The organism is Lichenicoccus sp., assembly GCF_965276875.1.
GTDB lineage: Bacteria > Pseudomonadota > Alphaproteobacteria > Acetobacterales > Acetobacteraceae > Lichenicoccus.
In genome coordinates, this window is record NZ_OZ255701.1 from 2,953,123 (window position 1) to 2,974,524 (window position 21,402).

A 21,402-nucleotide genomic window follows, 5' to 3' on the forward strand; every position below is an offset into this window, starting at 1 on the left:
GGTGCCGCTGGACCCTCAAGGCAGCCGAAGCTGACCGGCTGGCAGATCGATGACTGACAAGGGAATGACGTCCCACTCCCCATTTTAGCGCCGCATCGTTGCTGGAGCAGTCGGGCACGAGGCTGGCATGAGCAGCTGGTATCCGCCTTTATCGACGAAAACCGGGTGGTAGTATCGCGAAATGAGCGCGCGCATTGGGTTGCGGACTTCGCCAAGCGGTCGATCACGCCGACGATTAAGTTCGATCGCCATGAAGCGGCAGTTCACCAGGGCCTGCGTCAGCGCCGCGGCATCATGCTGGACGGCGACTTGCTGTCCGTAGAGGAAAAAGTCGAGCTCAAAGGATTTGCCGGCCCAGTAGCACAACGCGAGGGTCTCGCAGGCGACCGGCCCGGGTATGGTCGCAATGCGGTCCTGCAACACGGTCCATGCGACCTGTCTATCGCTTTGATGTACAAGGTCCCTGAAATCGGCTAGAGTTGCTCCGGGCAGCAGGAGCAGGAACGGGACGATCAACCATGGGAGGGGGCGAAGAAGCCGCGGTTTCTGCATGGCGAAGCCGCAGCGTCCGAGGGAGGCCGCTGTCGCGATGCTGAGTGCGATGAACGCTTCAAAATGGGCGTTGCGATCAACCCCTTGTCCGCTTCGCTGAACAATACCAAGCGGCACGCTGATCACGACCATCAGCAAGAGCAGGTCAATACGGGGATCAAGCCCGCGTATGCGCCGCAAACGGAGCGTCACGAGGATCATCGGCAGCATGACCGCCACCGGCCCGACAGACTTCACTACCATGCGCAGCGCGGAATAATGCCGGTCGGACGTGAGCAGATCGGCGAAGAACGCTGCGCCATAAGCGTGATCGAGCAGAGAGACTGTTGCGAGAAGCGTCAGCGCCGATGTTGCGATCCAGACCGCCAGCGCACGTCGATCATACAGCATAAGCCAAAGCGTCGCCGCGAGGGGGAATGCAACCAGGTTGTGCTTGACCAAGCCGCCGCAGACCACAAGCAGTGCAGCACTCGCGATTCGTCCAGGTCGGAGCGGTGCATGTGTTTCCCCCGCGAGCAACAGAACGATGCCCGCCGTCATCAAGGCATGGCCGAGCCATTGCGGGTCATCCATCGCGAGGTAGGGTCTAAGAATGGTCGCGTTGCACCCGAGAAACAGCAAGGTTCCCAGCACGGGCGCGACCGCGGACCGGCCGCCTACAAGTCGGACCGCCGCGAAGACCAGCCCAGCCACGATCAGCACGGAGACCAACGCGATAAGACGTCCCGCGACGATTGCATCGCCAATCACACGCCCGATCCCGCCGACGATGAAGAAGGAAAGCGGCGGATAGTTGTTCCCGGTCAGCGATCCGGGTGGCGGATAGAGCACGCCGGCGCTGATCGCCCGTGCTGCCTGGAAGGCGTTCCAGCCCTCATTCGGGTCGGTTGAGAAATGCGCCGGGATGAGCCAGACCCGACCGGCGAACAGCAACAGGATGCAGGTTGTCGCCAATCCGATCGCGGCAAGCCGAACCTTTCCTTGACCCGGATCAATCAACTTCGAGCGATCTGAATTGCTGTTGAGGACCTGTTTCAGGACACGAGCCGGACACCAGATCCCGGTGGCATTCAGCGGGCACTGTCTGTCCAGGTTCGGTTACGCCGCCGCTGACCTGTATTGCTCGCTCCCAGCAACAGAACCTCGCCGGGTCCTTTCGCAATCGGGGTATATCCATGTGCCTGCAAATCCAACAGCAGTGGATCGCGTTCGGGATTGCCGACCGCATCCATGCCGGAGAATGAGTCTCCACTATACTCGAATACGCCGAAGGCATGCGTGCTCGCCAACCCATCGAACCGCATAATCGACGCGCCCATTAAAATGCTTTGATCCAGGTTGAACACATCGACCGTGAAGGGCTTATGCGCCCAAAAGCACAGTGACAGACTTTCACATCCCGCAACTCCTGGCGATGCCGCGATCCGCGCGATGGTTGGCTGCCACGATCGCGCGCGCGCGATCCGATCGTCGATATCCACCCAGGCGCGCCGCAGCTGCCACGGCATCATCACCACTATCGGAATGACAGCAAATCCGAGCAGCGCCGCAGGCCCGATCGCACGGCTGCCAAACGGCAGCCCTGCCGCCGGTATCCGTGAAATCAACAGCCCCGTTGTGAGACAAAGTGCCAGCATCGTCTCGAAATGCGCATTGTAATAGACACCCTCCCCAAGCCGCTGCACGATCCCCGTCATCAGCGAGATCACGACGAACAGTGCCGCCAACAGCATTGACTGGTCGCCTTGTAGCCGCCTTCGAAACGCGAGCCCCGCGATCAGCATCATAGGCAGTAGCGGAATCAACCGCTGCAACGCCTTGATCACCCGGCCGGCCCGAAACACCCGATGATGCGCCAGAATGTCCACGAACGCCGCGTGCCCGAACAGCATCTGCGTCGCCACCAGTCCCAGACCGACCCCGCCAATCGAAGCTGCCAGCCAGACCGTCGCTGCCCGCGGTTGGATGACCGCGAGCCAGATGGTCACCGCGAGCGGCAGTCCGACCAGGTTGTGCTTGACGAACCCGCCTGCCACCATCAGTGCCGCAGCAGTCGCCACATGGCTCGCCGGATAGCGCGTCGCCTGCCCGCGCAGAAGCACCGCCAATCCACCCAGCATCAGCGCATGCGCCAGCCATTGCGGATCGTCCATCGCGACATAGTCGCGAAAGAACGTGCTCGAGTAAAGCAGCAACAAACCCGACGCGGCCAGGCTTCCCCGTAGCCGACCGCCCAGCATCCTTACGCAAACGCCAAGCAATGCCGCCGATGCCAAAAGCGACGTGATCGCAACGATCCGCCCAGCCACGATCATGTCGCCGACCACGTATCGCCCGATCGCGCCGACCAGATAAAAGGAGAGCGGCGGGTAATTGTTGAACACCAGACTGTTCGCCGCCGGGTAGAGCGGCCCTGCACCCGCGACGACCGCCCGTTGGTCTAAATATGCGTTCCAGCCTTCGTTATAATTCAGGGGGATGTGCAGCGGGATCGTCAGCAACGGCCCCAACAGAAGAAACAGGATCAGGACCGCCCCGACCAGCAGCAGGATGTCGAACGTCCCGATGCCCGGTCCCAACCGCTCGCTCCCTCGTCCTAGCGCGCGAGAGAGGCGGCCAGGCCGGTCCTTTGTCCACTGCCTCTCATGCCCTTCCGACCATCCGAGACGTCCGGCTTTCTGTCTCTTGATGCAGGGCATTCGCATATGAGATCTGGCGGCTCAAGGCTGGGCTTGCGGCAAGGAGGCGTGCCAGTGGCCGGAACTTTGCCTGGTCTAGAGGCCTGGACTGAGGGGCATTATTGGAAGTCGTCCGGGTAGAGATCCGAGACCGCGAGCGCGATGCCCTCTGGCTCAAGCCTTATTGATCCGCCTTGATACGTTGTCGTGGTCACGAGTTCGCCTTGGTTGCCAAGCCGGTGATGGAGGACCTGTCTCCCTTCACTCCCGACAACGAGGCAATGGCGAACGGATGGAAGCAGGAAGTAATCCGCGAGTCTGATGTTGAGGTCTCGGCTGCTGATCGATGGCGATGAGACCTCAACGATAATTACAGGCTCGAAGGCGCCCCGATCGCCGAAAGCGACGATAGCGTCGGGCTCATAATCGGTGTCCTCCTCTACGCCCACCATGGTACCGCCTCCGAGCACCTTGCAGGATGAGCCCACCGTCCGTATCGCGGCATCGAGCGCCTGCCGCACGCAAGCTTTGATCCGCTCGTGCCTCGTCTGATCGGGCGCGATGACCACGACCTGATTGCCGTGCCGCTCCCAGCCGCGGCCGGACTGCCGCTCCGCCCAAACCTGATAGGCGTTCCTGGATTCGAAACGAGGAAGGGAAGTGCGCGCTTGCATCATGGCCAGACACGAAACATGTACCATCTTGTGCCGTCAAGGCGTCGCTAACCCGGTCATCGTTTCCAGCGGCCATGCGAGGCCGAGTAGTCACGGCTTGCTGAACGCCGGCACCTGCAGAGGGTCATGCGCTCGAGTCGTATAAGAATCGCTTACTGCGAGGATAAACTTCTGATTTCAGGCAGCCGTGAAACTCACTTACGGTTAGATCCAATAAGAATTGGAGGTAAACGTCAAATGGCACCGACCTGGCAAGCACACGCTCCAACTGACGAGTACTCGCTGGTGGAGAATGGTGCCATTGCGGCCAAGTACCTGGCTCGGTTCTGGCAGCCGATCGCGCTTTCAAGGGACTACAAGCCTGGCACCGCAAAGCGCCTCAAGATGCTGGGAAAGTTCTACACACTCTATCGTGGCCAGGACAACGCGATCCGTCTTGTACAGGACCGTTGTCCGCACCGCGGGACCAGCCTCGCCTATGGCTGGGTGGAGGGCGACGGGATACGTTGCCGCTACCACGGCTGGAAGTTTGCTGGCGATGGCCGGGGCGAGAATTTTCCTGCCGAGACGGATACCTATGCGCGCAGCCTTTGCCTCAAAACTCACCCGGCCCGCGAATATCTAGGGGTTGTTTTCGGCTATTTTGGAGAGGGCGAGCCGCCGGAGTTCCAGCGCTTCCCTGAACTGGAGGACGAGAGCGCAGGCGAATTGCTCTCATTGGCTGTCGTACTGCCGTACAACTACTTCCAGCGGATCGAGAATGACGTGGATGAAGTCCACATACACTACACGCATGGCGAGTTCGCCGGCAGTTTCGGCCTCGTCGACCTGCCCCGCATCTCGGCCAAGGAAACCGAGTATGGACTGATGAGCACGGCGACCCGCGCGGACGGCAGCAAGCTGCACACGCACGCCTTCATGCCGAACATCATGCTGCGCGAGGTCGTCATCCAGCAGGATCTGACAAATCTGACCATGCACGCGGCTTGGCGAGTGCCGATCGATGACGCCAATACGCTGAGCGTGATGATCGACCGCGTAGCCAAGCCGGAGCCGGGCTTCCACGAGAAGCTCAAAACCATGGTGGACCCGACTGAACTCGCGACCAAGATCATGAAGTGCGAGATGACGCTCGATGACGTGGACCCGAGCCATCCGCTGCTTCCGGTCATCCAGGACACGGTGTGCATGGCCGGGCAAGGCATCATCGCCGACCGGCAGGCTGAGCACCTCGGCGCATCCGACCGGGCCATCGGGCTGTTGCGCAGGCTCTGGACGCGAGAGCTGAACGCACTGCGGGAGGGGCAGCCGCTGAAGCAATGGCGGCGGTCCGACGACGCCAAGCTCGCAACGTCAGAAATGCCTGTCATGGCCGCTGAGTAGGCACCCGACCTGCGGATCTGGCGGGGCGGGAGGCAAGCCGCGCGCCAATGGGTGAATGACTGCGGGGGCCCGGCTCGGCCGCCGCACAAGGGAGACCAAAAGAGTGGGCCCGCAGGAGGCAATCACGCCCATACGATTTCGGCTGGATGATCCCGAAATCCAGAAGCATCCTTATCGATATTATCCTATGCTGCGCGAGCAAGCCCCCGTGCTCAAGAGCGTGCTCGGCGGGCAACCGTGCTGGATCCTGAGTCGTCGCGAGGACATCATCAAGGTGCTGATGGACCCGGCAACCTTTTCCAGCCGGACCACGCCGATCTCCAACATGCTGTTCTCCGATCCGCCGGAGCATGGACGGTTGCGCAAGATGGTCGCCGACATGTTCACGCGGGCCGCCGTGCTGCCGCTGCGTGCGCGGATCGCCGAACAAGCCGATTTGCTGCTCGGCTCGGTCCGGCAAGCGGAAGGCTGCGACGTTATAGACGATTTCGCCGGGCCGCTCACGGTGACGATGATCGGGCTGATGCTGGGCATCCCCGTCCTCGCGGTCGAGCGGCTGCGTGAGCTGACCCGGCTGCAGATGGACTTCGTGCTCGCGATCCGGTTGGGGCGCGCGCCGACCGAGGAGGCGCGCCTTGGCAGCGAGCGACTGACTGGTTTCATGTCGGAGATCATCCGGTCGCGCCAGTACGAAGACGGCGGCGTCGTGGCCGCGCTCGCCGAGCAGTTCGCCCGCGGCGAGCTGACGCAAGCGGATTGCGCCCAGTTCGCGGTCATGCTGCTGATCGCCGGCCATTCCACCACCACGAACCTGATCGGCAATGCCATCTTCCTGCTTGCGCAGCGCCCCCAGGACATGGAGCGGTTGCGCGGCGACGAGACGTTCGCGCAGGCCTTCGTGGAGGAAGTGCTGCGCACCAGGCCTTCGTTCCATCGCAGTATCCGTGTCACCACGCGGGACGTCGACGTGGCGGGCGAGACGATCCCGGCCGGCGCTGTCGTGCGCCTGCTCCTGGCCTCCGCCAACCGGGATCCGGCGGCCTTCCAGGATCCGGAGACATTCGACCCCGATCTCAAGCGCCGCCAGCATTTCTCCTTCGGCCAGGGCATTCACGCCTGCCTGGGCAGCTGGCTGGCGCGGCTGGAGGCGGTGACGGCGCTCGGCGTGTTCTCCCGGCACGTCGCCGCGGTCGCCATCGACCCGAACCGGTTGACCGTCGCCGTTTCAGGGGGGACGTTCAACGAATTCGGCTTCGAACATTTGCCCGTCCGGCTGACCGCACGGACGCAGGCGGAGCAAGACCGGGAAGGATGCGGGCCCTGACAACGGCACAAAGGATCGACGTCCACCAGCACGTCCTGCCGCCCTTCTGGGTGGAGGCGCTACGGCAACGCAAGTCGGTCCATCGGCCGCCGGCCTGGTCGCCGGAGGCGGCACTCTCCTTCATGGACTCGCGGCGCATCGGCAAGGGCTTCCTGTCGCTGACCGCGCCAGGGGTTGAGGCGTGGGCACCGGACGATCGCCGCACGATCGCCCGCGACGTCAACGAGTACACCGCGGGCCTGGCCCGACGGTGGCCGGACCGGTTCGGCCATTTCGCGACGTTGCCGCTGCCCGACATCGAGGGAGCGCTGATCGAGGTCGCTTATGCGATGGACACGCTCGCGGCCGACGGCGTGGTGCTGCTGTCCAACTACGGCGATCGCTTCCTCGGCGATCCGTCGTTCGAGCCGCTCTGGGCGGAACTCGACCGCCGCTCCGCCGTCGTCCTCATCCATCCCACGCGCACCTCTCTCCCGCCGATCGAGGGTATCCCGGCGCCGTTCATCGACTTCCCGTTCGCCACCACCCGCACCGCCTGCGACATGGTGCTGAAAGGTGTCGTCGACCGGCACCGGGCCATGCGGGTGATCCTGTCGCATGCGGGCGGCTTCCTGCCCTACGGGGTGCACCGCTTCGTTGCATGCGCGACCACGCTGCCCGGCTCGCCCGCCTCGGACGCGCTGATGGATGGGTTCCGTCGCTTCTATTTCGACACTGCGCTGTCTTCCAGCCCGACCGCCATCCCGAGCCTGAAGGCCTTCGCGGACCCCTCCCGTATCCTGTTCGGGAGCGACTTTCCCTATGTGCCGGGAGGTCCAGACGAGCAGTTCACGTCCTTGCTTGATGCGAACCGCGTCCTGTCCGAGGCCGAGCACGCCAGCATCGACTGCGGCAACGCGGAGGTGCTGTTCGCGGCGGCGTCCCCGAGCGGGCCGGCGCCGAATGCCCAAACCGACCGCTGAAAGGCAGAACGACCATGCCCGCACTGACCCTGATTACCCGTGAGGGCGAGGAAAAGCAGCTCGACGGCAACGAAGGCTTGTCGGTCATGAAAGTTATTCGTGCCGGTGGCATCGACGAGCTGCTCGCGCTGTGCGGCGGATGCTGCTCGTGCGCGACGTGCCACGTGTACGTGGACGACGCCTTCCTTGACCGCTTGCCGGCCATGAGCGATGACGAGAATGATCTGCTCGACAGTTCAGGACACCGGACACCGGCCTCGCGGCTGTCCTGCCAACTCCCGTTCGTGGCAGCACTCGATGGGCTGCGCGTCATCATCGCGCCTGAGGATTGAGCGTGTCGGACGCCCCTACCAAGGAATATGACGTCATCATCGCCGGCGCCGGCCATGGGCGGGCCCAGGCCGCGGCGGCGCTGCGCACCCGCGTGGACGCGGACCGGATGCGGGCCGAACTGGGTGGAGTGCGCCGCCCAGTCGTGATCGGTGGCGGCTATGCTCGCCAAGATTGGCAAGCGCCGTACGGTGCTGGAAGCGCAGGACCGCCACTGGCGCGCGTCGCCAGCGAGCCGCTGTCGCGCTTTTATAAGACCGATCACCGGGCGAATGGGGTTGGCGTGCGGCTCGGCGTGGCGGCGAGTGCATCAAGGAGGCAGGCGGCCGGGTTTGCGGCGTCAGGCTTGCGGACGGGGAGGTGCTCGCCTGCGACCTGGTGGTGGTCGGCATCGGGATCGTCCCGTCGGTCGAACCGCTGCTCGCGGCGGGTGCCGCGGGCAATAACGGGGTCAGCGTGGATACCCAGCGCCGCACCAGCCAGCCCAGACGTGTTCGCTGTCGCCGACTGTGCACTGCACCTCAACCGCTACGCGGCCGGCGGAGCGATCCGGCTGGAGTCGGTGCAGAACGCGAACGACCAGGCGACAATCGTCACCAAGGCTCTGACCGGCGCACAGGTGGCCTACGACGCGGTGCCATGGTTTTGGTCATATCAGTACGATTTGAAGTTGCGGACGATCGGCCTGTTTGTCGGGCATAGCCAAGCGGTCGTGCGCGGTGATCCCGCTACAGCAGCTTCTCGGTCGCCGACCTCGGGCATGGCAGGGTGATCGCCTTTTTCTGCGTCAACGCGCTGAAGGACTTCGTGCAGGGCAAGCGGCTCGTCATCAGCGGTTTCAAAGTTGATCCAGCGGTGCTCCGGGACGCAAACCATGCTCATAGGCAATCGCTGGTTCATGGCAGTCCAGGAACGCGGGACATAAGGCCAGCTTATCGCCATGCAGCCTTTCTGATTTCCGGCTTCGGTCGCTTTGCACTAAAACAAAGGTTGGTTGCGAGGAGATGGTGCAGACGGCACTGGCATCGTACACGCACCGGAACGACCGCTCGCATCGGTCATGAAGGAACAGGCAACGGCGTCGCGTTTGAAGACCATGAAACTAGGCAGCTTTACAATATAACTAGACAGCAGAGGTTTGCCAAGTAACAATTTCGCATACCGCAAATGAATCTGAAAAAATCAATAAAAGCCAGAGCGGCGCAAGACGTTCAGGGTCCGGGAGAGAAAACACATATGCGTTCCAACATCTGGATTGCGTCTGCATCAGCAATGCTTGCAGCCTACTTGGTGCCTATGGGCGCTCGTGCAGGCGATCCGACGTCTGTCAGTCTCGCGACGAGTGCCGTCACCGACAACACCACCTCGACCGCAATCATCGCGCAAGCAGGATTACCTCACTCCGCGAGCGGACCAAGCCCCGGAAACGGGGGCAGCGCTTCGGGCCTGTCCACAAACCCGAGCAATAACACCACCGGGGGTCAATCCCTGACAGGTGTCCCGCTTCCGCTCTCGGGTCCGCCGCTTACCGGTCTCTTCCCATCGTTGGGCCGGACACTGCTGGACGACGGGATCGAGATCCACGGGATATCCTTCGATCATTTCCTGGCAAACCCTACGGCCGGAAACATTACCGGACAGACGTATAACTTCGCTGTCGTCGCACCGGCAGTGGACCTGGATCTTGGTAAGCTCGTCGGCGTCAGAGGCGGCAACGTGCACCTCCAGCTTACCTTCTTTGGCCTCAGAAGCAACATTCCCGCGATCATTACAGACACCGGTGGTTTCTTGACCGGGACCCAGACGACGCCGGGTCCGAGTACCGATCCCGTCCTCCTTTCCGTCCTGACCTATGAGCAGAAACTTCTTGGCGACAGGCTATCGATCGAAGCGGGCAGAACCAATGTCTATCACTACTTCCTTATTCCCAATTCGATCGACGTATTTACCTACTTCGCAAGCACCTTCAACGTCGTCGGTAACTTCAACTCGAATCCATATCCGACCTGGGGTGGCCGTGCCACCTACCACTTTACGCCAACATGGTATGTTCAAGGCGGCGCCTTCGAGGACGATTTCTACCGCTCCATCTACAATCCAAACGATCTTGGTGGCGTAGACCCTGCTGGCGCCCAGATCCTGGGAGAGGTCGGTCACCGGAGCGAGTTCTCCAACGCAGCCTATCCTTCCAATCTGGAACTCGGAGCAGAGTGGAACACCCGAAGCGGCTTTAATCCCCACGTCAACGTCAAGGGTGCGGCAGTCCTCGCTTCCAAGCGTAATGAGGCAACTGACTATCCGGGCGGTGGCGTCTTCTTTTTTCAGGGGCAACAGGTCCTTTGGCGAGGAGCCAGGAAGGCCTACGGGCCGCCCACAAATATCGCTTTGTATGGCTCGGTCGACGCATCGTTTGATAAGCCGCAACCCATCGATATGGATGCCTTGGCGGGCATAAACTTTACGGGGTTTGTACCGGGACGCCCCTTCGACGTTCTTGAACTTCAAGCCCATTATCAGCGGTTGAGCGCGATCGAGGCCAACTACGAAACACGGACCCAGAACAGATTCGCCGGTCCCGGTCCCGCCCAAAGCCGCAACGGGTATGCTTTCGAGGTTGTCGGAAACATACAATTAACGCCTTGGCTCGGGCTGAGGCCGAACGTACAATATTTTGTCGATCCTGATAATCTCTTTGATCCGGCGCAGCGGAGGCGGCCGAGCGACGGGTTCGAGGCTGGCGCACTGGCGATCGTCTCGTTGGGTAAGCTGCTCGGAACGAGTAACAAGCCTTTCTGAGACCCTTGGTTTACGTCGATCAACACCCGGACTGCGTCGCTGTCCGCAACTATAGCCGCAAGGAGAGGATAATGTCGGTCAGCCTTCGAGACGCGATGAATGAGGCGCGTATCGGACGCCTCCAGTGGGCAGTGGCTGCCATGCTGATCGGCGTCATGATGCTGGACGGGTTCGACCTCCAAATTGCGGCCTTTTCTGCCACCAGACTGATGTCGGAGTGGCATTTGAGCAAGCTTCAGTTCTCACCGTTGCTCGCCGCGGCGATGATTGGCATGGCGTTCGGCAGCTTGCTCGGGAGCTGGGCGGGGGATCGGTATGGTCGCAAACCCTCTCTCGTGGCGAGTGTAGCCTGGTTTGGCGCGATGACCTTGATCTGCGCCACTGCGAGCAGTCCAAGGACATTCATTCTTTACCGTTTTCTGAGCGGGCTCGGGCTGGGAGCCGCCTTTCCGATCGCGACGACGCTGATGAACGAGTGGATGCCGCCTCGGGCCGCCGGCAAGGCCATCAGCATCATGACGCTCGGCATACCGGCGGGCATCGTGGTCGGCGCGTTGGCGGCCTCACGATTGCTGCCGCGATTTGGCTGGCACTCGTGTTTCGCCGGCGCCGGCATCCTCTGCCTGCTGTTTTCGCTTTGCCTGTTATGGCAGCTGCCGGAATCTCCGGGTTACCTCCTGCTCAAGAACCGCCAGCAGGAAGCATACGCAGTTTTGTCGAGAGCGTGGAAGCGGTCGGTTGATAATCGCCCGGACGTCTTCCGGTTGGAGCCCAAGCGGGAAAGTGGGCGTGGGTTGCTCCGGAGGAGCAATGCCAGAGTGAACCTTGGTCTTTGGCTCGGTGTCCTGTCCGCCAGCTTCGGGACCTACAGCATAGGGAGCTGGGTGACCGTTATACTTGTGGGCTTGCGGCTTCCTCTTGCAACGGCGTTGCGCGGACCTCTGACGTTCAGTCTGTCGGCCATATCAGGCGCGCTTGTTGTCGGCTGGTTGCTGCTTCGCCTGGGTTCTCGCCTTACCATGCTTCTACTCGCTCTTCTCATCCTCGTCAGCGCTGCCGCCATGAGCGCGGCCGCGTACACGCTGCCTCCCGGTGGTGACCTCTTCAGGGTGCTGTTCACAGGCCTGGCTTTCGCAGGATTTGGCTATGGCGGGTTGCAGGCGGCGCTCTATGTTCTAGCCGCTGCCGCCTATGACACGTCTATTCGCGCGAGAGGGGTAGGTGTGGCGGCCCTGATGGGGCGGCTGGGCGTGATCTTGAGCAGCTTTGTTGGGGCCGCCGTCCTCGCGCTGGGACACGAGAGCGGCTTTTTTGCACTGATCGCGGTTCTGGCTGCAGTCACGGCGGCAGGCGTTGTTGTCGTCGATCGGCACATCCCTCGTGCCGGCGGCACTTACCCAGCTCCTTCATCTCTGCCAGGAAGCTCTCCGTTTTCACCATCCCTGCCAGAAGTTGACTCGCGCCGCTCCTCAGGGCCGGCCTAAGCGGGTCGTCGCTCGCGTCGGGCTGATCGCTGCTTGGCATCAGCAGGGAAGCCGTGCTGAGCCACGGCGGTAGGAAAGCTTGAGAATGCCTGAAAACATCATCGTCGAAATCGGCTCGGGGCAGCTTCGCGGACAGCTATTGGACGGCGTCGCTGCCTTCAGAGGCATTCCATACGGAGAGTCGGTCAGCGGTTGCAGACGCTGGCAGCGTTGTCGGCCCGTTCCGCCATGGAAGGGCGTCAGGAACGCCCTGGAATTCGGTCCTCGCGCAATCCAACCCGAGTCGCGCGACATGGGGGTAACCAGCTCACAGCTCGAAGCGCTGATGCTGGAAGGCAGCCCACCCGACGATCGCTGGCGCCAGCAGAGCGAGGAATGCCTGACGCTCAGTGTATGGACACCGGAGCCACATGGAAGTCGGCGGCTTGCGGTGATGTTTTGGTGCCACGGCGGGAAGTATTTCGGTGAAACCCCGCCGGTATGGTGGTTTGACGGCGGGAATCTCGCGCGAAGCGGGGACGTGGTCGTCGTGACAGTGCGCCATCGCGTCGGCGCGCTCGGCTTCCTTCATCTGGCTGATCTGCCCGGCGGTTCTGCCTACGAGGACGCTTCCAATATCGGGATGCTCGATCTGGTGGACGCCCTGAAATGGGTGCGGCAAAACATCGCGCAGTTCGGCGGAGATCCAGAAAACGTGACGGTCTTCGGGGAGTCCGGAGGAGCGCTGAAGGTCTCGGTTCTTCTGAGAATGCCCGACGCCAGAGGCCTGTTTCACAAGGCGATCGTCCAGAGCGGGTCCCAGATGGTAGCCCTGTCCCGCGACGAGGGAACCGGAAATGCGCGCGCTCTGCTTGCCGAACTCGGCTTGGGACCTGACGACGTTCCCGCACTGATTGCCATTCCTCCCGAGGATCTGGTCAGGGCGCAGGTCCGCTTGGTCCCGAACCTTTGGCGGCGATCGAGGGATGTTCGATCCGCCGAGTTCGAGCCAATTATCGATGGGAGGACGTTGCCGCTCGACTCCTTCGGCCCGGCGGCATGGCCGGTCAGCGACGACGTGCCGCTGCTTGTAGGAACGTGCGCCAACGAAACCACCTTCCTGCTCTCATCCCTGTCCGAGGTGTTCGAGATGGGTGAAGCCCAGATGCGCGGTATGATCGCCGGCATGTTCGGCGATCAGGCCGATCAGGTCTTGAATACATACCTGGCGAACCGGCCAGGCGCCAGACCAAGCGAGATCCTGTTCGCCATCACCGGGGACTTCATCTTCCGGCGCCGCGCGATCCGAATGGCGGAACTGAAGGCCGGGCAGCACGGCGCTCCAGTCTACATGTACGTGCTTGAGTTCCGGACGGACGTGCATGGCGGGGTATACGGAACACCGCACATCCTCGATCTGCCTCTGGTCTTTGCCCATCCGGATCATCCGATCCTGGGCAGCGACCCCGCGCGATTTGTTGTTTCCAGACAAATGAGCGGAGCGTGGACGGCCTTTGCCCGCACCGGCAATCCGAACATCGATCTTCTCCCCCACTGGCCAGCCTACACCACCACGGACCGCGCGACGATGCATTTCGAGGAACATGCGCGGCTCGTCCTGGACCCGCGATCGTCCGAACGGATCCTGTGGTAAGGGTGTCCTATAATCGACCCCGACTGTTGCACCATCGCCGACTGGGTCAGGATGCGGACGTCCGTTCGGTGGAGCAAGCCGACAGCCGGGTTATCCATTGAAGCAAGGCAAACCGATGTTCGATCTTTCCGAGGCTACTGCGCGGTGGGCGCGGGTAAGCCAGATGATGCAGTCCAACGATCTGGATTTGGTGCTCGCAACCGACTTGTCGCGTGACGAAATCCTGCTTGGCCATGCAAGGTGGCTTACGGGCTACATAGCCATTGGCGGCCCGGCGGCAGCGCTGGTTCACCGAAACGGGCATGTCGAGCTGATCTCGGAACGGATCGGTATGATGGTGCCGGAGTACTACAAGGCGCACGCGTTGCCGATCGAGCCGATCGAGGGTTTCTCGCCGGCTCTCCTGGCCGAGCGTATCACGCGCCACCGACCCCGCCGGTTGGGGATCGCGGAGCCGCAAACACTTTCGTCTGCGATCGCCGGATCGCTCGGCGGCCAATCGGCACCGCCGTACCTGGTTGACGTGTCTGCGGAGTTCGAACGGCTCAGGCTGCGCAAAAGCCCGTATGAGATCGCGTGCATCCGCAGGAGTTGCGCCATCGCGGATTCCGTCTGGGCGCAGGTTCCGGACGTCTTCCGCGTGGGGCGCCGGAAGTATGAGATCATGGCCGATATAGAGCATCTGGTGCGCATGCAGGGCTCCGAAGGCGGCTTTCACTTGATCTTGCCGTTGCCTTTTGTGGGTAGGCCAATGCAATCACTCGCGTCGGACGACCGGATCGACGCGAACGCGCGCTACCTTCTTGAGATCTCACCGCGGTACGATGGCTACTACTCGCAATTGACGGTGCCAGTAACGACACACCCAAACGACGACGCCGCGGTCCGCGCCTACAACGACCTGGTCGCGGCCAAGCAGGCGGCGCAGCCACACATGAAACCTGGTGCCGACCTGTCCGAAATCGCGAAGATCGTCGCAGGATTCCTGAAGGAACGGGGGCGGGCGATGACGTCGCTCTCGCTCGGCCATTTCTGCGGAATGGCCCTCGAAGAACCGCGCCACGACCCTAATCGACCCTTCCTCCTGGAGGAGGGCATGACCCTGATCTTCCATCCCATCCTGGCCGACCCGGAACTCCGCTCCCTGATGCGTGCGGACACATATCTTATCACCCAAACAGGAGCGGAGCGGCTCAACCACTATGGTGGCGGCATGCTCACCGGATCATGACGGCACTCAAGCGGATTGCGTCCAGTAACGACGACCAAACGGTTCGTCTTGCCCTTGTGCATCGGGTCAAAGGCGTCTGAGGATTGCCCGGAATCGCAACAAGAAAGGCTTACCGGAAATGGGGGGATTTCGAGATATCGGGATGCACGTCTATCTTCAGTTCCCCGCATACGGAGAGAATGCTTGCCACAAAGCTCTTCATTAAGTCGGTCGGAATCTGTTCCGGGCGAATGATGAGTTGCATCCAATATTGTGTGGGAGCAGCGAGTCCTACTGTTCGCATCGATCCGAGCCGGCGTTCATGGAGTACTGATAAGTCCGAGAACAGCGCAAAAGCGTTTGAGTTGAGCACCATTTCCTTAGCGATTTGGATCGAGTCGGAGAAGATTATCTCGGGCAGTTCTAGGCCGGCCGAGCGGAAAATCTGCTGGAAGCCAAGCAGTAAGCCCATCTCCTCTGGCGGACAGATGAAGGGATAAGGGCCGAAGTCGCTCAAGGTCGCTTTGCGGGAAAGTGGGTGTCCTGTGCGGACGCAGGCCACACGCTCCGCGCGGAGGAGGGAAATCGGCCGTGCCCCCGCCAGTTCGAATTGATTAGGTTGCTGACAGATTAGCAGGTCGATGGTACGTTCATTAAGCCGGGCCAGCAACGACCTGACTGACGAACTCTCAAGGATTTTGATGCTTGCCGCTGGGTGGGAGTTCAGGAGCTTGCAAAGCGCCAATGCAACAAGCGACCCTGCACCGCCGACTGTCGATCCCACCGTTAAGACGCCCTTGTTGCCGAATGCAAGTTCACGAATCTGCTGGGCCGCTTGCGTCAGTTCGTGGTCTATTGTTCTCGCGCGCTCATATAGAACTTGGCCGTAGACGGTGGGTTCAATCCCACGCCGTGTCCGCTTGATGAGCTCGACACCAACTTCGTCCTCCATATGTGCGATGCTCTGGGAGAGCGCCGGCTGGGTGACGCCAAGCTGGTCCGCGGCGCGCTTGAAGCTGCCGCTCTTTATCAGCACCGCAAGCCGTATCAATCGTTGCGGGTCAATCCTCATTGGAGCGCGGCCCTCGTATAGGGACCCGATTTCTCGCTGGGTCCTCTGTGAAAGAAACTTTCGCCCAGTCAGAGCCCCGATTTACCTACCCTCCATGACAAATCCGGTTTAGTTGGGGACGAGGCTGGCCCGATCGCCTGGCATCTAACATTGTATGGGAAGAACCGGGAAGTGCTGCAACATGAGCGCGCGAATCGGATTGAAGATTTTGCGGCGAGCCCGGCCGCGATCAGCACCGAGGTCAACGCGACAACATGCCCTGTGACGATCGCGCCGCCGGTCACGTGCCCGACTTGGCCAGCAATTCCAGTCCTCCTTAGGGTCGGTTGAGAAATGCGGGGGATGAGCCAGAGCCGTTTAGCGAACAGCGGCAGGAGGCATGTTGCTGCCGACTTGTTGGCAGCGAGTGGAACCTTTCTGGTATGTCGGCGACGCTTCCAGCCGGTGCTTGGACAGTGCGCTTCCGCTTCAACGGTCCGGGCGCCCATGGAACATCAAATGCGGCCCTCCGGCTAAGCTCGACCCCGGGGTCACGTGTTCCTGCATTCGGATCCGGAGCTTCACGGGCTGGCTCTCTGCCACGCTTCGCCGCCCGAGCCAGTGAAAGCCTGGGCCGGCTGCCACCCCGGGGTTCGGCACACCATGGAGGACAAGGACGGGTTGTAAGGCTGTTACGGCTGGTTCACACGCGGCTTTCGTCCTTTGAGCTGGGACGCTTCGGCATGGCGGGTCGCCTGAGTCAGCGGCAGTGGTTCGCAAAAAATTCGTCAATCCGCTGCACATGGATCTGTCCTGGGCGACTCGGCCGTGCTGCGCGTTGCTGACTTCTCGTCAAGATCAAGGCAGTTGGTTCGGGGTCACGACGACGAGCGAGCGGTTCACATGCATGAGATCATCATTTTCCGCCACAACCTGTTCAGGATATCGGAACCGTTCATCACCCAGCAGGCACAGCACCTAAGGCGATACAGGCCGCTCTATCTCGGCAGGCTGCGCTTCGGCGAGCCGCCTGACCAGGCGCAGTCGCTCGCCTTGCAGGATCTCGGCGCACGCTGGCCGCTGCCGGGCATCGGCTGGCAGATGCTCACCCGAAGCCCCGGTCCTTATCTGAGGTTGCTGAAAGATCGTCGTCCATCGCTGATCCACGCTCACTTCGGCATTGAAGGGGTCTACGCACTTGCCCTGGTGCAGCGGCTGCGTATACCGCTGGTCACCACGTTCCATGGCTTCGATGCAACGCTTTCAACGGCGGCCTTGCTTTGTTCCCCCGCCTGGGCGAACTATCCACTGTTCCGGCGGCGACTCGCGCGGCAGGGCAAGCTTTTTCTCTGCGCCTCTTCCTTCATTCGGGACCGGGTGCTGGCGATGGGCTTTCCGGAGTCGCGCACGCGGGTCCACTATATTGGCGTGGATTGCCAGGCAATCCGGCCGCGTGACCCAGGCGAGGAGACGCCGACCATCCTGCACGTCGCGCGGCTGGTGGCAGTGAAAGGCACCCGCACCCTGATCCGGGCATTTGCGACCTTGGCGCTTCGGCATGCGCATGTTCGCCTGGTCATTATCGGTGATGGACCGCTGAAGCGGTCGTTGCAGGCGCAGGTTCGGTCGATGGGCCTCGGAGACCGCGTGCAGTTCCTCGGCGCACTGGTCCATGAGCAGGTGCTGGCTTGGATCGGCAGGGCCGCGATGCTGGTGCTGCCCAGCGTTCGCACGGCGACCGGACGCGTCGAGGGCCTCGGCATGGTGCTGCTGGAGGCCGCGGCCACCGGGATCCCCGTGATCGGCTCCGACATAGGCGGGATTCCGGAGGGCGTCAGAGACGGCGAGACCGGTTTCCTGGTGCCCGAACGCGATGTCGAGGCTCTTGCCAGGCGTATGGAGGATTTGCTTGATGAGCCCGCGATGCGGTTTCGCATGGGCGCGCAGGCAAGGGCGCTCGCTGAACGTCGCTTCGATATCCAACAGCAGACCGCCTCGCTTGAGAGCTTCTATGACGAGATGCTCTCCTGATGGCGGACCGGGCTTTGCGATGACGGTAACACCTGCCCAGGGCTGCATGTCGGTGGTTGTGGCGCATCCCGACGATGAAATCCTGTGGCTGAGTTCCGTCGTCGCATCGGCTGATCGGATCGTGTTCTGTTTCGGTGATCCCTTTGGCAAGCCTCTGATGTCCGCGGCGCGACGTCGCGCGGTCGCGGCGTTGCCGCTAACGGGTCTGGTCGATCTGAAACTGCCCGAGAGCGGTGCCGGCTTTCTGGTCGATTGGGCGCGTGTCCGACCGACCTGCGCCGGCGTGGAAATCGTCGAGGCCGGTGCACGCGCGCGCTACGAAGGCAATTATGCAAAGCTGATCAGAGCCTTGCGGCCGCTGCTCATCGGCTGCCGTGACGTCTATACACATAACCCGTGGGGCGAATACGGCCATGCCGAACACATCCAGGTCTATCGTGCCGTGGTCGCGTTGCAGGCCGAGCTTGGTTATGTCGTCTGGTTCTCCAACTATGTCGGATCGGCCAGTTGGCCGCTGGCACAGAGGCTCTCCGCGACACCATGCTGGACGCGGCGCCGCAAGGTGCGCCCCGACCTGGCGACTGCGCGCGGGCTTATGCGGATCTATCGGCGCCACGATGCATGGACCTGGAAGCGGTTCCATCGTTGGCCGGCGCACGAGACGCTCTATGCGCAGCCTCCCGGCGAAAGCCCCGAATTGCGGCGCCCCTTTTCGGGAGAGGGGTTGCTGGACGTGGCCGGGCTGCGATGGTGGCCGCCGCCGTGGCGTGCGACCCGCAGAAGCCTGGGCTGAGCACCCGATCCGTGCCGGGCGCTTTCTACCGGAGGCTGTGAGTGCTAATCGACAGTCATGAGCGATCATCCCATTTCCCGCCGGCTTGGAAGCATCGCCGCGGGTACGCGGTTCCTGACTCGTGCTCTTGGATCGCGATACAACCCGCTGCTGGCCCAGGTCGTTGTCACGCGGCGCTGCAACCTCGCTTGCGGCTACTGCAACGAATATGACGATTTCTCACCTCCGGTTCCGTCCAAGGACCTGCTCGCCTGGGTCGATCATCTCGCTGCCCTGAACACGGCGTCCATTACCTTCACTGGCGGCGAGCCGCTGTTACACCCGGAGCTGGACCGCGTCATCCGCGCGGCCCGCGATCATGGAATGATCGTGACCATGATCACCAATGGTTTCCGCTTGACCCGGGATTGGATCGACCGGCTTAACGCAGCAGGCCTGCAAGGCATGCAGATCAGCATTGACAATCTCAAGCCCGATGACGTGTCGATGAAGAGCCTGTCATCGGTCGAACGCAAGCTCGCACTGCTATCGGACCATGCGCAATTCAAGGTCAACGTCAATTCCGTGCTCGGGGTCAGCGGCGAGCGGACGCAGGATGTGGTGACCGTGGCTGAGACCGCGGCAAAATACGGCTTGCAGCACTCCGTGGGCGTTCTGCACGACCATAGCGGAATGCTCAAGCCGCTCAGTCCGGACCAGATGCACGCCTACGGGCAGGTCACCAGGATCTCTCCGTCCGTCGTGCATGGACTGAATTACCGGCTGTTCCAAAAGAACCTGATGCGCGGCCAGCCGAACGACTGGAAGTGCCGTGCGGGTGCGCGCTACCTCTATGTCGCGGAAGACGGCAAGGTGCATTGGTGTTCGCAGCAGCGCGGTTATCCGGGCATCCCGTTGCTCGACTACACACGTGACGACATACGCCGGGAGTTTCGCACCGAGAAATCCTGCAGCAGCACATGCACGCTGAGTTGTGTGCACCAGATGAGCATGTTCGATCGTTATCGTGGTGCGCAGACGATCGCGGATCCGACCTGGGCTCGATCAGGCGGCGTGGTGAGACCGCAGCCTGGCATGTAAGAAAAGGCCGGCATAGGTCATCATGGTCGCGACAAGGACGATGCCGATCCGAGTCGCGGGTTCGTGGGCGACGATCAGCAATCCCGTCGCTTCGACGCCTGAGACCATGGCCGCGACGCCGATGAGCGGTGCAATGAATGGCCTGATCAGGTCCCGGGCCTGGATATGCCAGTGCCGGCGCAGGTAGCACATACCCCAGGCCAGCACGAGCGGATACACGCCCAGCCAGACCGCGGACACGGCGACGAGGCCATGTCGCGCACTGACGCTGAAGCCGGCGGCCAGGATGCCCACGCTCAACAGCAGCAGCGTCGTCGCTGACAGGCGGGCTGCCGTGCCGGGACGTCCGGACCCCATGAGCACGGGGTACAGCACCTGCGATGCGATGCGCAGCAGCGCTGCCGTAGCCAATATTTTGAGCGGCAAGGCCGCCGCGGCATAGCTGTTTCCATGATTGTCGTGGAGGAGGCTTGTGAGCGGACCTGCAACCAGGATCAAACCGACCATCAGAGGAGCCACCAGGATCGCGATTCGTTGCCACGACCATTGCAGCGATTGGGCCAGAAGCTCCGGGACACCGGAGACCCGGGCAAGAACCGGCAGCGCGGTGCGGTTGACGAGTGTCCCGACCGCCATCGCCGGCTCCATCGCGACGTCGAAGGCCACTCTGTAGACGGCGAGTTGCGAGGCCCCATAGAACCATCCGACCAGAAGGTAGTCGACGTTCTTGAAGACCTGCTCGAAAATATTTGAAGAGGCGGCGCGCCACCCAAAACGTAGCAGCGGCCTGATTGCACGCATCTCGAAGCGCGGCCTCGGCAGGAAGGGGCTGGCCAGGCATGCGCCGACAAGGATGTAGAGGCCGCTCGCCGAATAGCCGCCGACAAGCGCCCAAGCCCCCGCGCCCCAGACGGCAAGCCCCAGGCGAGTGGACGCGGCCGCAAGAGTCGCACACAAATGTACGACCGCGATGCGCTCGTATTGCAGGTCTCTGTTCATGATCGCCAGTGGGATCAGCGCCGCGCCGACGAGGGGCTGCTTGACCGCGATTGCAAGAAAGTACGTGGTTATGCCTGCCGCCCCGTAGATCGCCTCGATCCCGGGTGCGACCAGCATGGTCAGGCCCGCGACCACGGCAGCGGCACCGACAACGAACCAGAACAACGTGTCGAGCTGAAGCCGGGACACCGCGCGGGCCTGTACGAGGGCTTCGCTCGTACCGAGTCCATCCAGCGATTCGATGACCATCCCGATGGAAACCACGAGCGACCCGACGCCCACCTGCTGCTTGGTCAGGAACCCGAGCACTGCCAGCACCGTCGCGAAATCGACGATTTTTGCGATGATCGTCGCGCCACCCAGCCAGTTGAAGCCGCGTGCAAGATCTCTCTGGTGGCTGTCCATGCGATCAGGCGCGCAAG

Annotated in this window: 16 protein-coding genes and 1 pseudogene; 12 read left to right on the forward strand and 5 right to left on the reverse strand. The window is 62.1% G+C overall.

Features of this window, described 5'->3' with window-relative positions; all coding sequences use genetic code 11:
- Positions 1–84: 84 nt before the first annotated feature.
- From ACQY4K_RS14355 to ACQY4K_RS14365, 3 genes are all read right to left on the reverse strand, one after another.
- Entirely contained in the window at positions 85–1,485 is a 1,401-nt protein-coding gene (locus ACQY4K_RS14355) for a hypothetical protein (protein WP_428390873.1), read from the reverse strand.
- A gap of 137 nt (positions 1,486–1,622) precedes the next feature.
- Positions 1,623–3,131 carry a hypothetical protein gene (locus ACQY4K_RS14360; protein WP_428390874.1) on the reverse strand — a complete coding sequence of 503 codons (1,509 nt, stop codon included), beginning with the start codon at positions 3,129–3,131 and terminating at the stop codon, positions 1,623–1,625.
- Between the two features lie 218 nt (positions 3,132–3,349).
- Positions 3,350–3,907 carry a Uma2 family endonuclease gene (locus ACQY4K_RS14365; RefSeq protein ID WP_428390875.1) on the reverse strand — a complete coding sequence of 186 codons (558 nt, stop codon included), beginning with the start codon at positions 3,905–3,907 and terminating at the stop codon, positions 3,350–3,352.
- Positions 3,908–4,141: 234 nt separating this feature from the next.
- Here ACQY4K_RS14365 and ACQY4K_RS14370 point away from each other — a divergent pair, with 234 nt between their 5' ends.
- From ACQY4K_RS14370 to ACQY4K_RS14410, 9 genes and pseudogenes are all read left to right on the forward strand, one after another.
- A complete protein-coding gene (locus ACQY4K_RS14370; RefSeq protein ID WP_428390876.1) occupies positions 4,142–5,287 on the forward strand; it encodes a Rieske 2Fe-2S domain-containing protein in 1,146 nt (381 codons plus the stop codon).
- Positions 5,288–5,474: 187 nt separating this feature from the next.
- Positions 5,475–6,611, forward strand: a complete 1,137-nt coding sequence (locus tag ACQY4K_RS14375) for a cytochrome P450 (protein ID WP_428390877.1) — start codon at positions 5,475–5,477, stop codon at positions 6,609–6,611.
- Positions 6,599–7,573 carry an amidohydrolase family protein gene (locus ACQY4K_RS14380; RefSeq protein ID WP_428390878.1) on the forward strand — a complete coding sequence of 325 codons (975 nt, stop codon included), beginning with the start codon at positions 6,599–6,601 and terminating at the stop codon, positions 7,571–7,573. Before ACQY4K_RS14375 ends, ACQY4K_RS14380 begins: the two co-directional genes overlap by 13 nt.
- A 14-nt stretch (positions 7,574–7,587) precedes the next feature.
- Positions 7,588–7,905, forward strand: a complete 318-nt coding sequence (locus ACQY4K_RS14385) for a 2Fe-2S iron-sulfur cluster-binding protein (RefSeq protein WP_428390879.1) — start codon at positions 7,588–7,590, stop codon at positions 7,903–7,905.
- Positions 7,906–8,012: 107 nt separating this feature from the next.
- Positions 8,013–9,052, forward strand: a pseudogene (locus tag ACQY4K_RS14390) (oxidoreductase C-terminal domain-containing protein).
- A gap of 87 nt (positions 9,053–9,139) precedes the next feature.
- Positions 9,140–10,699 carry a carbohydrate porin gene (locus ACQY4K_RS14395; protein WP_428390880.1) on the forward strand — a complete coding sequence of 520 codons (1,560 nt, stop codon included), beginning with the start codon at positions 9,140–9,142 and terminating at the stop codon, positions 10,697–10,699.
- Positions 10,700–10,770: 71 nt separating this feature from the next.
- Complete coding sequence (locus tag ACQY4K_RS14400) at positions 10,771–12,183, forward strand: MFS transporter (RefSeq protein WP_428390881.1); 1,413 nt, start codon at positions 10,771–10,773, stop codon at positions 12,181–12,183.
- Between the two features lie 85 nt (positions 12,184–12,268).
- The gene (locus ACQY4K_RS14405) at positions 12,269–13,816 is read left to right on the forward strand and encodes a carboxylesterase/lipase family protein (RefSeq protein ID WP_428390882.1); all 1,548 of its coding nucleotides are present in this window, start codon (positions 12,269–12,271) and stop codon (positions 13,814–13,816) included.
- Positions 13,817–13,931: 115 nt separating this feature from the next.
- On the forward strand, positions 13,932–15,047 hold the full coding sequence (locus ACQY4K_RS14410; protein WP_428390883.1) for a M24 family metallopeptidase: 1,116 nt from the start codon (positions 13,932–13,934) through the stop codon (positions 15,045–15,047).
- A 109-nt stretch (positions 15,048–15,156) separates the two neighbouring features.
- On the opposite strand, the gene ACQY4K_RS14415 is transcribed toward ACQY4K_RS14410, so the two are convergent.
- A complete protein-coding gene (locus ACQY4K_RS14415; RefSeq protein ID WP_428390884.1) occupies positions 15,157–16,098 on the reverse strand; it encodes a LysR family transcriptional regulator in 942 nt (313 codons plus the stop codon).
- A gap of 882 nt (positions 16,099–16,980) precedes the next feature.
- Here ACQY4K_RS14415 and ACQY4K_RS14420 point away from each other — a divergent pair.
- Genes ACQY4K_RS14420 through ACQY4K_RS14430 form a run of 3 tightly spaced genes read left to right on the forward strand, consistent with a single transcriptional unit; the run spans position 16,981 to position 19,981 of the window.
- Positions 16,981–18,108 carry a glycosyltransferase gene (locus ACQY4K_RS14420; RefSeq protein ID WP_428390885.1) on the forward strand — a complete coding sequence of 376 codons (1,128 nt, stop codon included), beginning with the start codon at positions 16,981–16,983 and terminating at the stop codon, positions 18,106–18,108.
- A 19-nt stretch (positions 18,109–18,127) separates the two neighbouring features.
- The gene (locus ACQY4K_RS14425; RefSeq protein WP_428390886.1) at positions 18,128–18,901 is read left to right on the forward strand and encodes a hypothetical protein; all 774 of its coding nucleotides are present in this window, start codon (positions 18,128–18,130) and stop codon (positions 18,899–18,901) included.
- A 57-nt stretch (positions 18,902–18,958) separates the two neighbouring features.
- Positions 18,959–19,981, forward strand: a complete 1,023-nt coding sequence (locus ACQY4K_RS14430; protein ID WP_428390887.1) for a radical SAM protein — start codon at positions 18,959–18,961, stop codon at positions 19,979–19,981.
- On the opposite strand, the gene ACQY4K_RS14435 is transcribed toward ACQY4K_RS14430, so the two are convergent.
- On the reverse strand, positions 19,946–21,385 hold the full coding sequence (locus ACQY4K_RS14435) for an oligosaccharide flippase family protein (protein ID WP_428390888.1): 1,440 nt from the start codon (positions 21,383–21,385) through the stop codon (positions 19,946–19,948). The genes ACQY4K_RS14430 and ACQY4K_RS14435 overlap by 36 nt on opposite strands.
- Between the last annotated feature and the right edge of the window lie 17 nt (positions 21,386–21,402).

Excerpts from the sequence above, each read along its gene's own strand:
- ACQY4K_RS14365 (WP_428390875.1), bottom strand. The coding sequence starts at position 3,907 with ATGATGCAAGCGCGCACTTCCCTTCCTCGTTTCGAATCCAGGAACGCC.
- ACQY4K_RS14370 (WP_428390876.1), top strand. The coding sequence starts at position 4,142 with ATGGCACCGACCTGGCAAGCACACGCTCCAACTGACGAGTACTCGCTG.
- ACQY4K_RS14375 (WP_428390877.1), top strand. The coding sequence starts at position 5,475 with ATGCTGCGCGAGCAAGCCCCCGTGCTCAAGAGCGTGCTCGGCGGGCAA.
- ACQY4K_RS14380 (WP_428390878.1), top strand. The coding sequence starts at position 6,599 with ATGCGGGCCCTGACAACGGCACAAAGGATCGACGTCCACCAGCACGTC.
- ACQY4K_RS14385 (WP_428390879.1), top strand. The coding sequence starts at position 7,588 with ATGCCCGCACTGACCCTGATTACCCGTGAGGGCGAGGAAAAGCAGCTC.
- ACQY4K_RS14395 (WP_428390880.1), top strand. The coding sequence starts at position 9,140 with ATGCGTTCCAACATCTGGATTGCGTCTGCATCAGCAATGCTTGCAGCC.
- ACQY4K_RS14400 (WP_428390881.1), top strand. The coding sequence starts at position 10,771 with ATGTCGGTCAGCCTTCGAGACGCGATGAATGAGGCGCGTATCGGACGC.
- ACQY4K_RS14405 (WP_428390882.1), top strand. The coding sequence starts at position 12,269 with ATGCCTGAAAACATCATCGTCGAAATCGGCTCGGGGCAGCTTCGCGGA.
- ACQY4K_RS14410 (WP_428390883.1), top strand. The coding sequence starts at position 13,932 with ATGTTCGATCTTTCCGAGGCTACTGCGCGGTGGGCGCGGGTAAGCCAG.
- ACQY4K_RS14415 (WP_428390884.1), bottom strand. The coding sequence starts at position 16,098 with ATGAGGATTGACCCGCAACGATTGATACGGCTTGCGGTGCTGATAAAG.
- ACQY4K_RS14420 (WP_428390885.1), top strand. The coding sequence starts at position 16,981 with ATGCATGAGATCATCATTTTCCGCCACAACCTGTTCAGGATATCGGAA.
- ACQY4K_RS14425 (WP_428390886.1), top strand. The coding sequence starts at position 18,128 with ATGACGGTAACACCTGCCCAGGGCTGCATGTCGGTGGTTGTGGCGCAT.
- ACQY4K_RS14430 (WP_428390887.1), top strand. The coding sequence starts at position 18,959 with ATGAGCGATCATCCCATTTCCCGCCGGCTTGGAAGCATCGCCGCGGGT.
- ACQY4K_RS14435 (WP_428390888.1), bottom strand. The coding sequence starts at position 21,385 with ATGGACAGCCACCAGAGAGATCTTGCACGCGGCTTCAACTGGCTGGGT.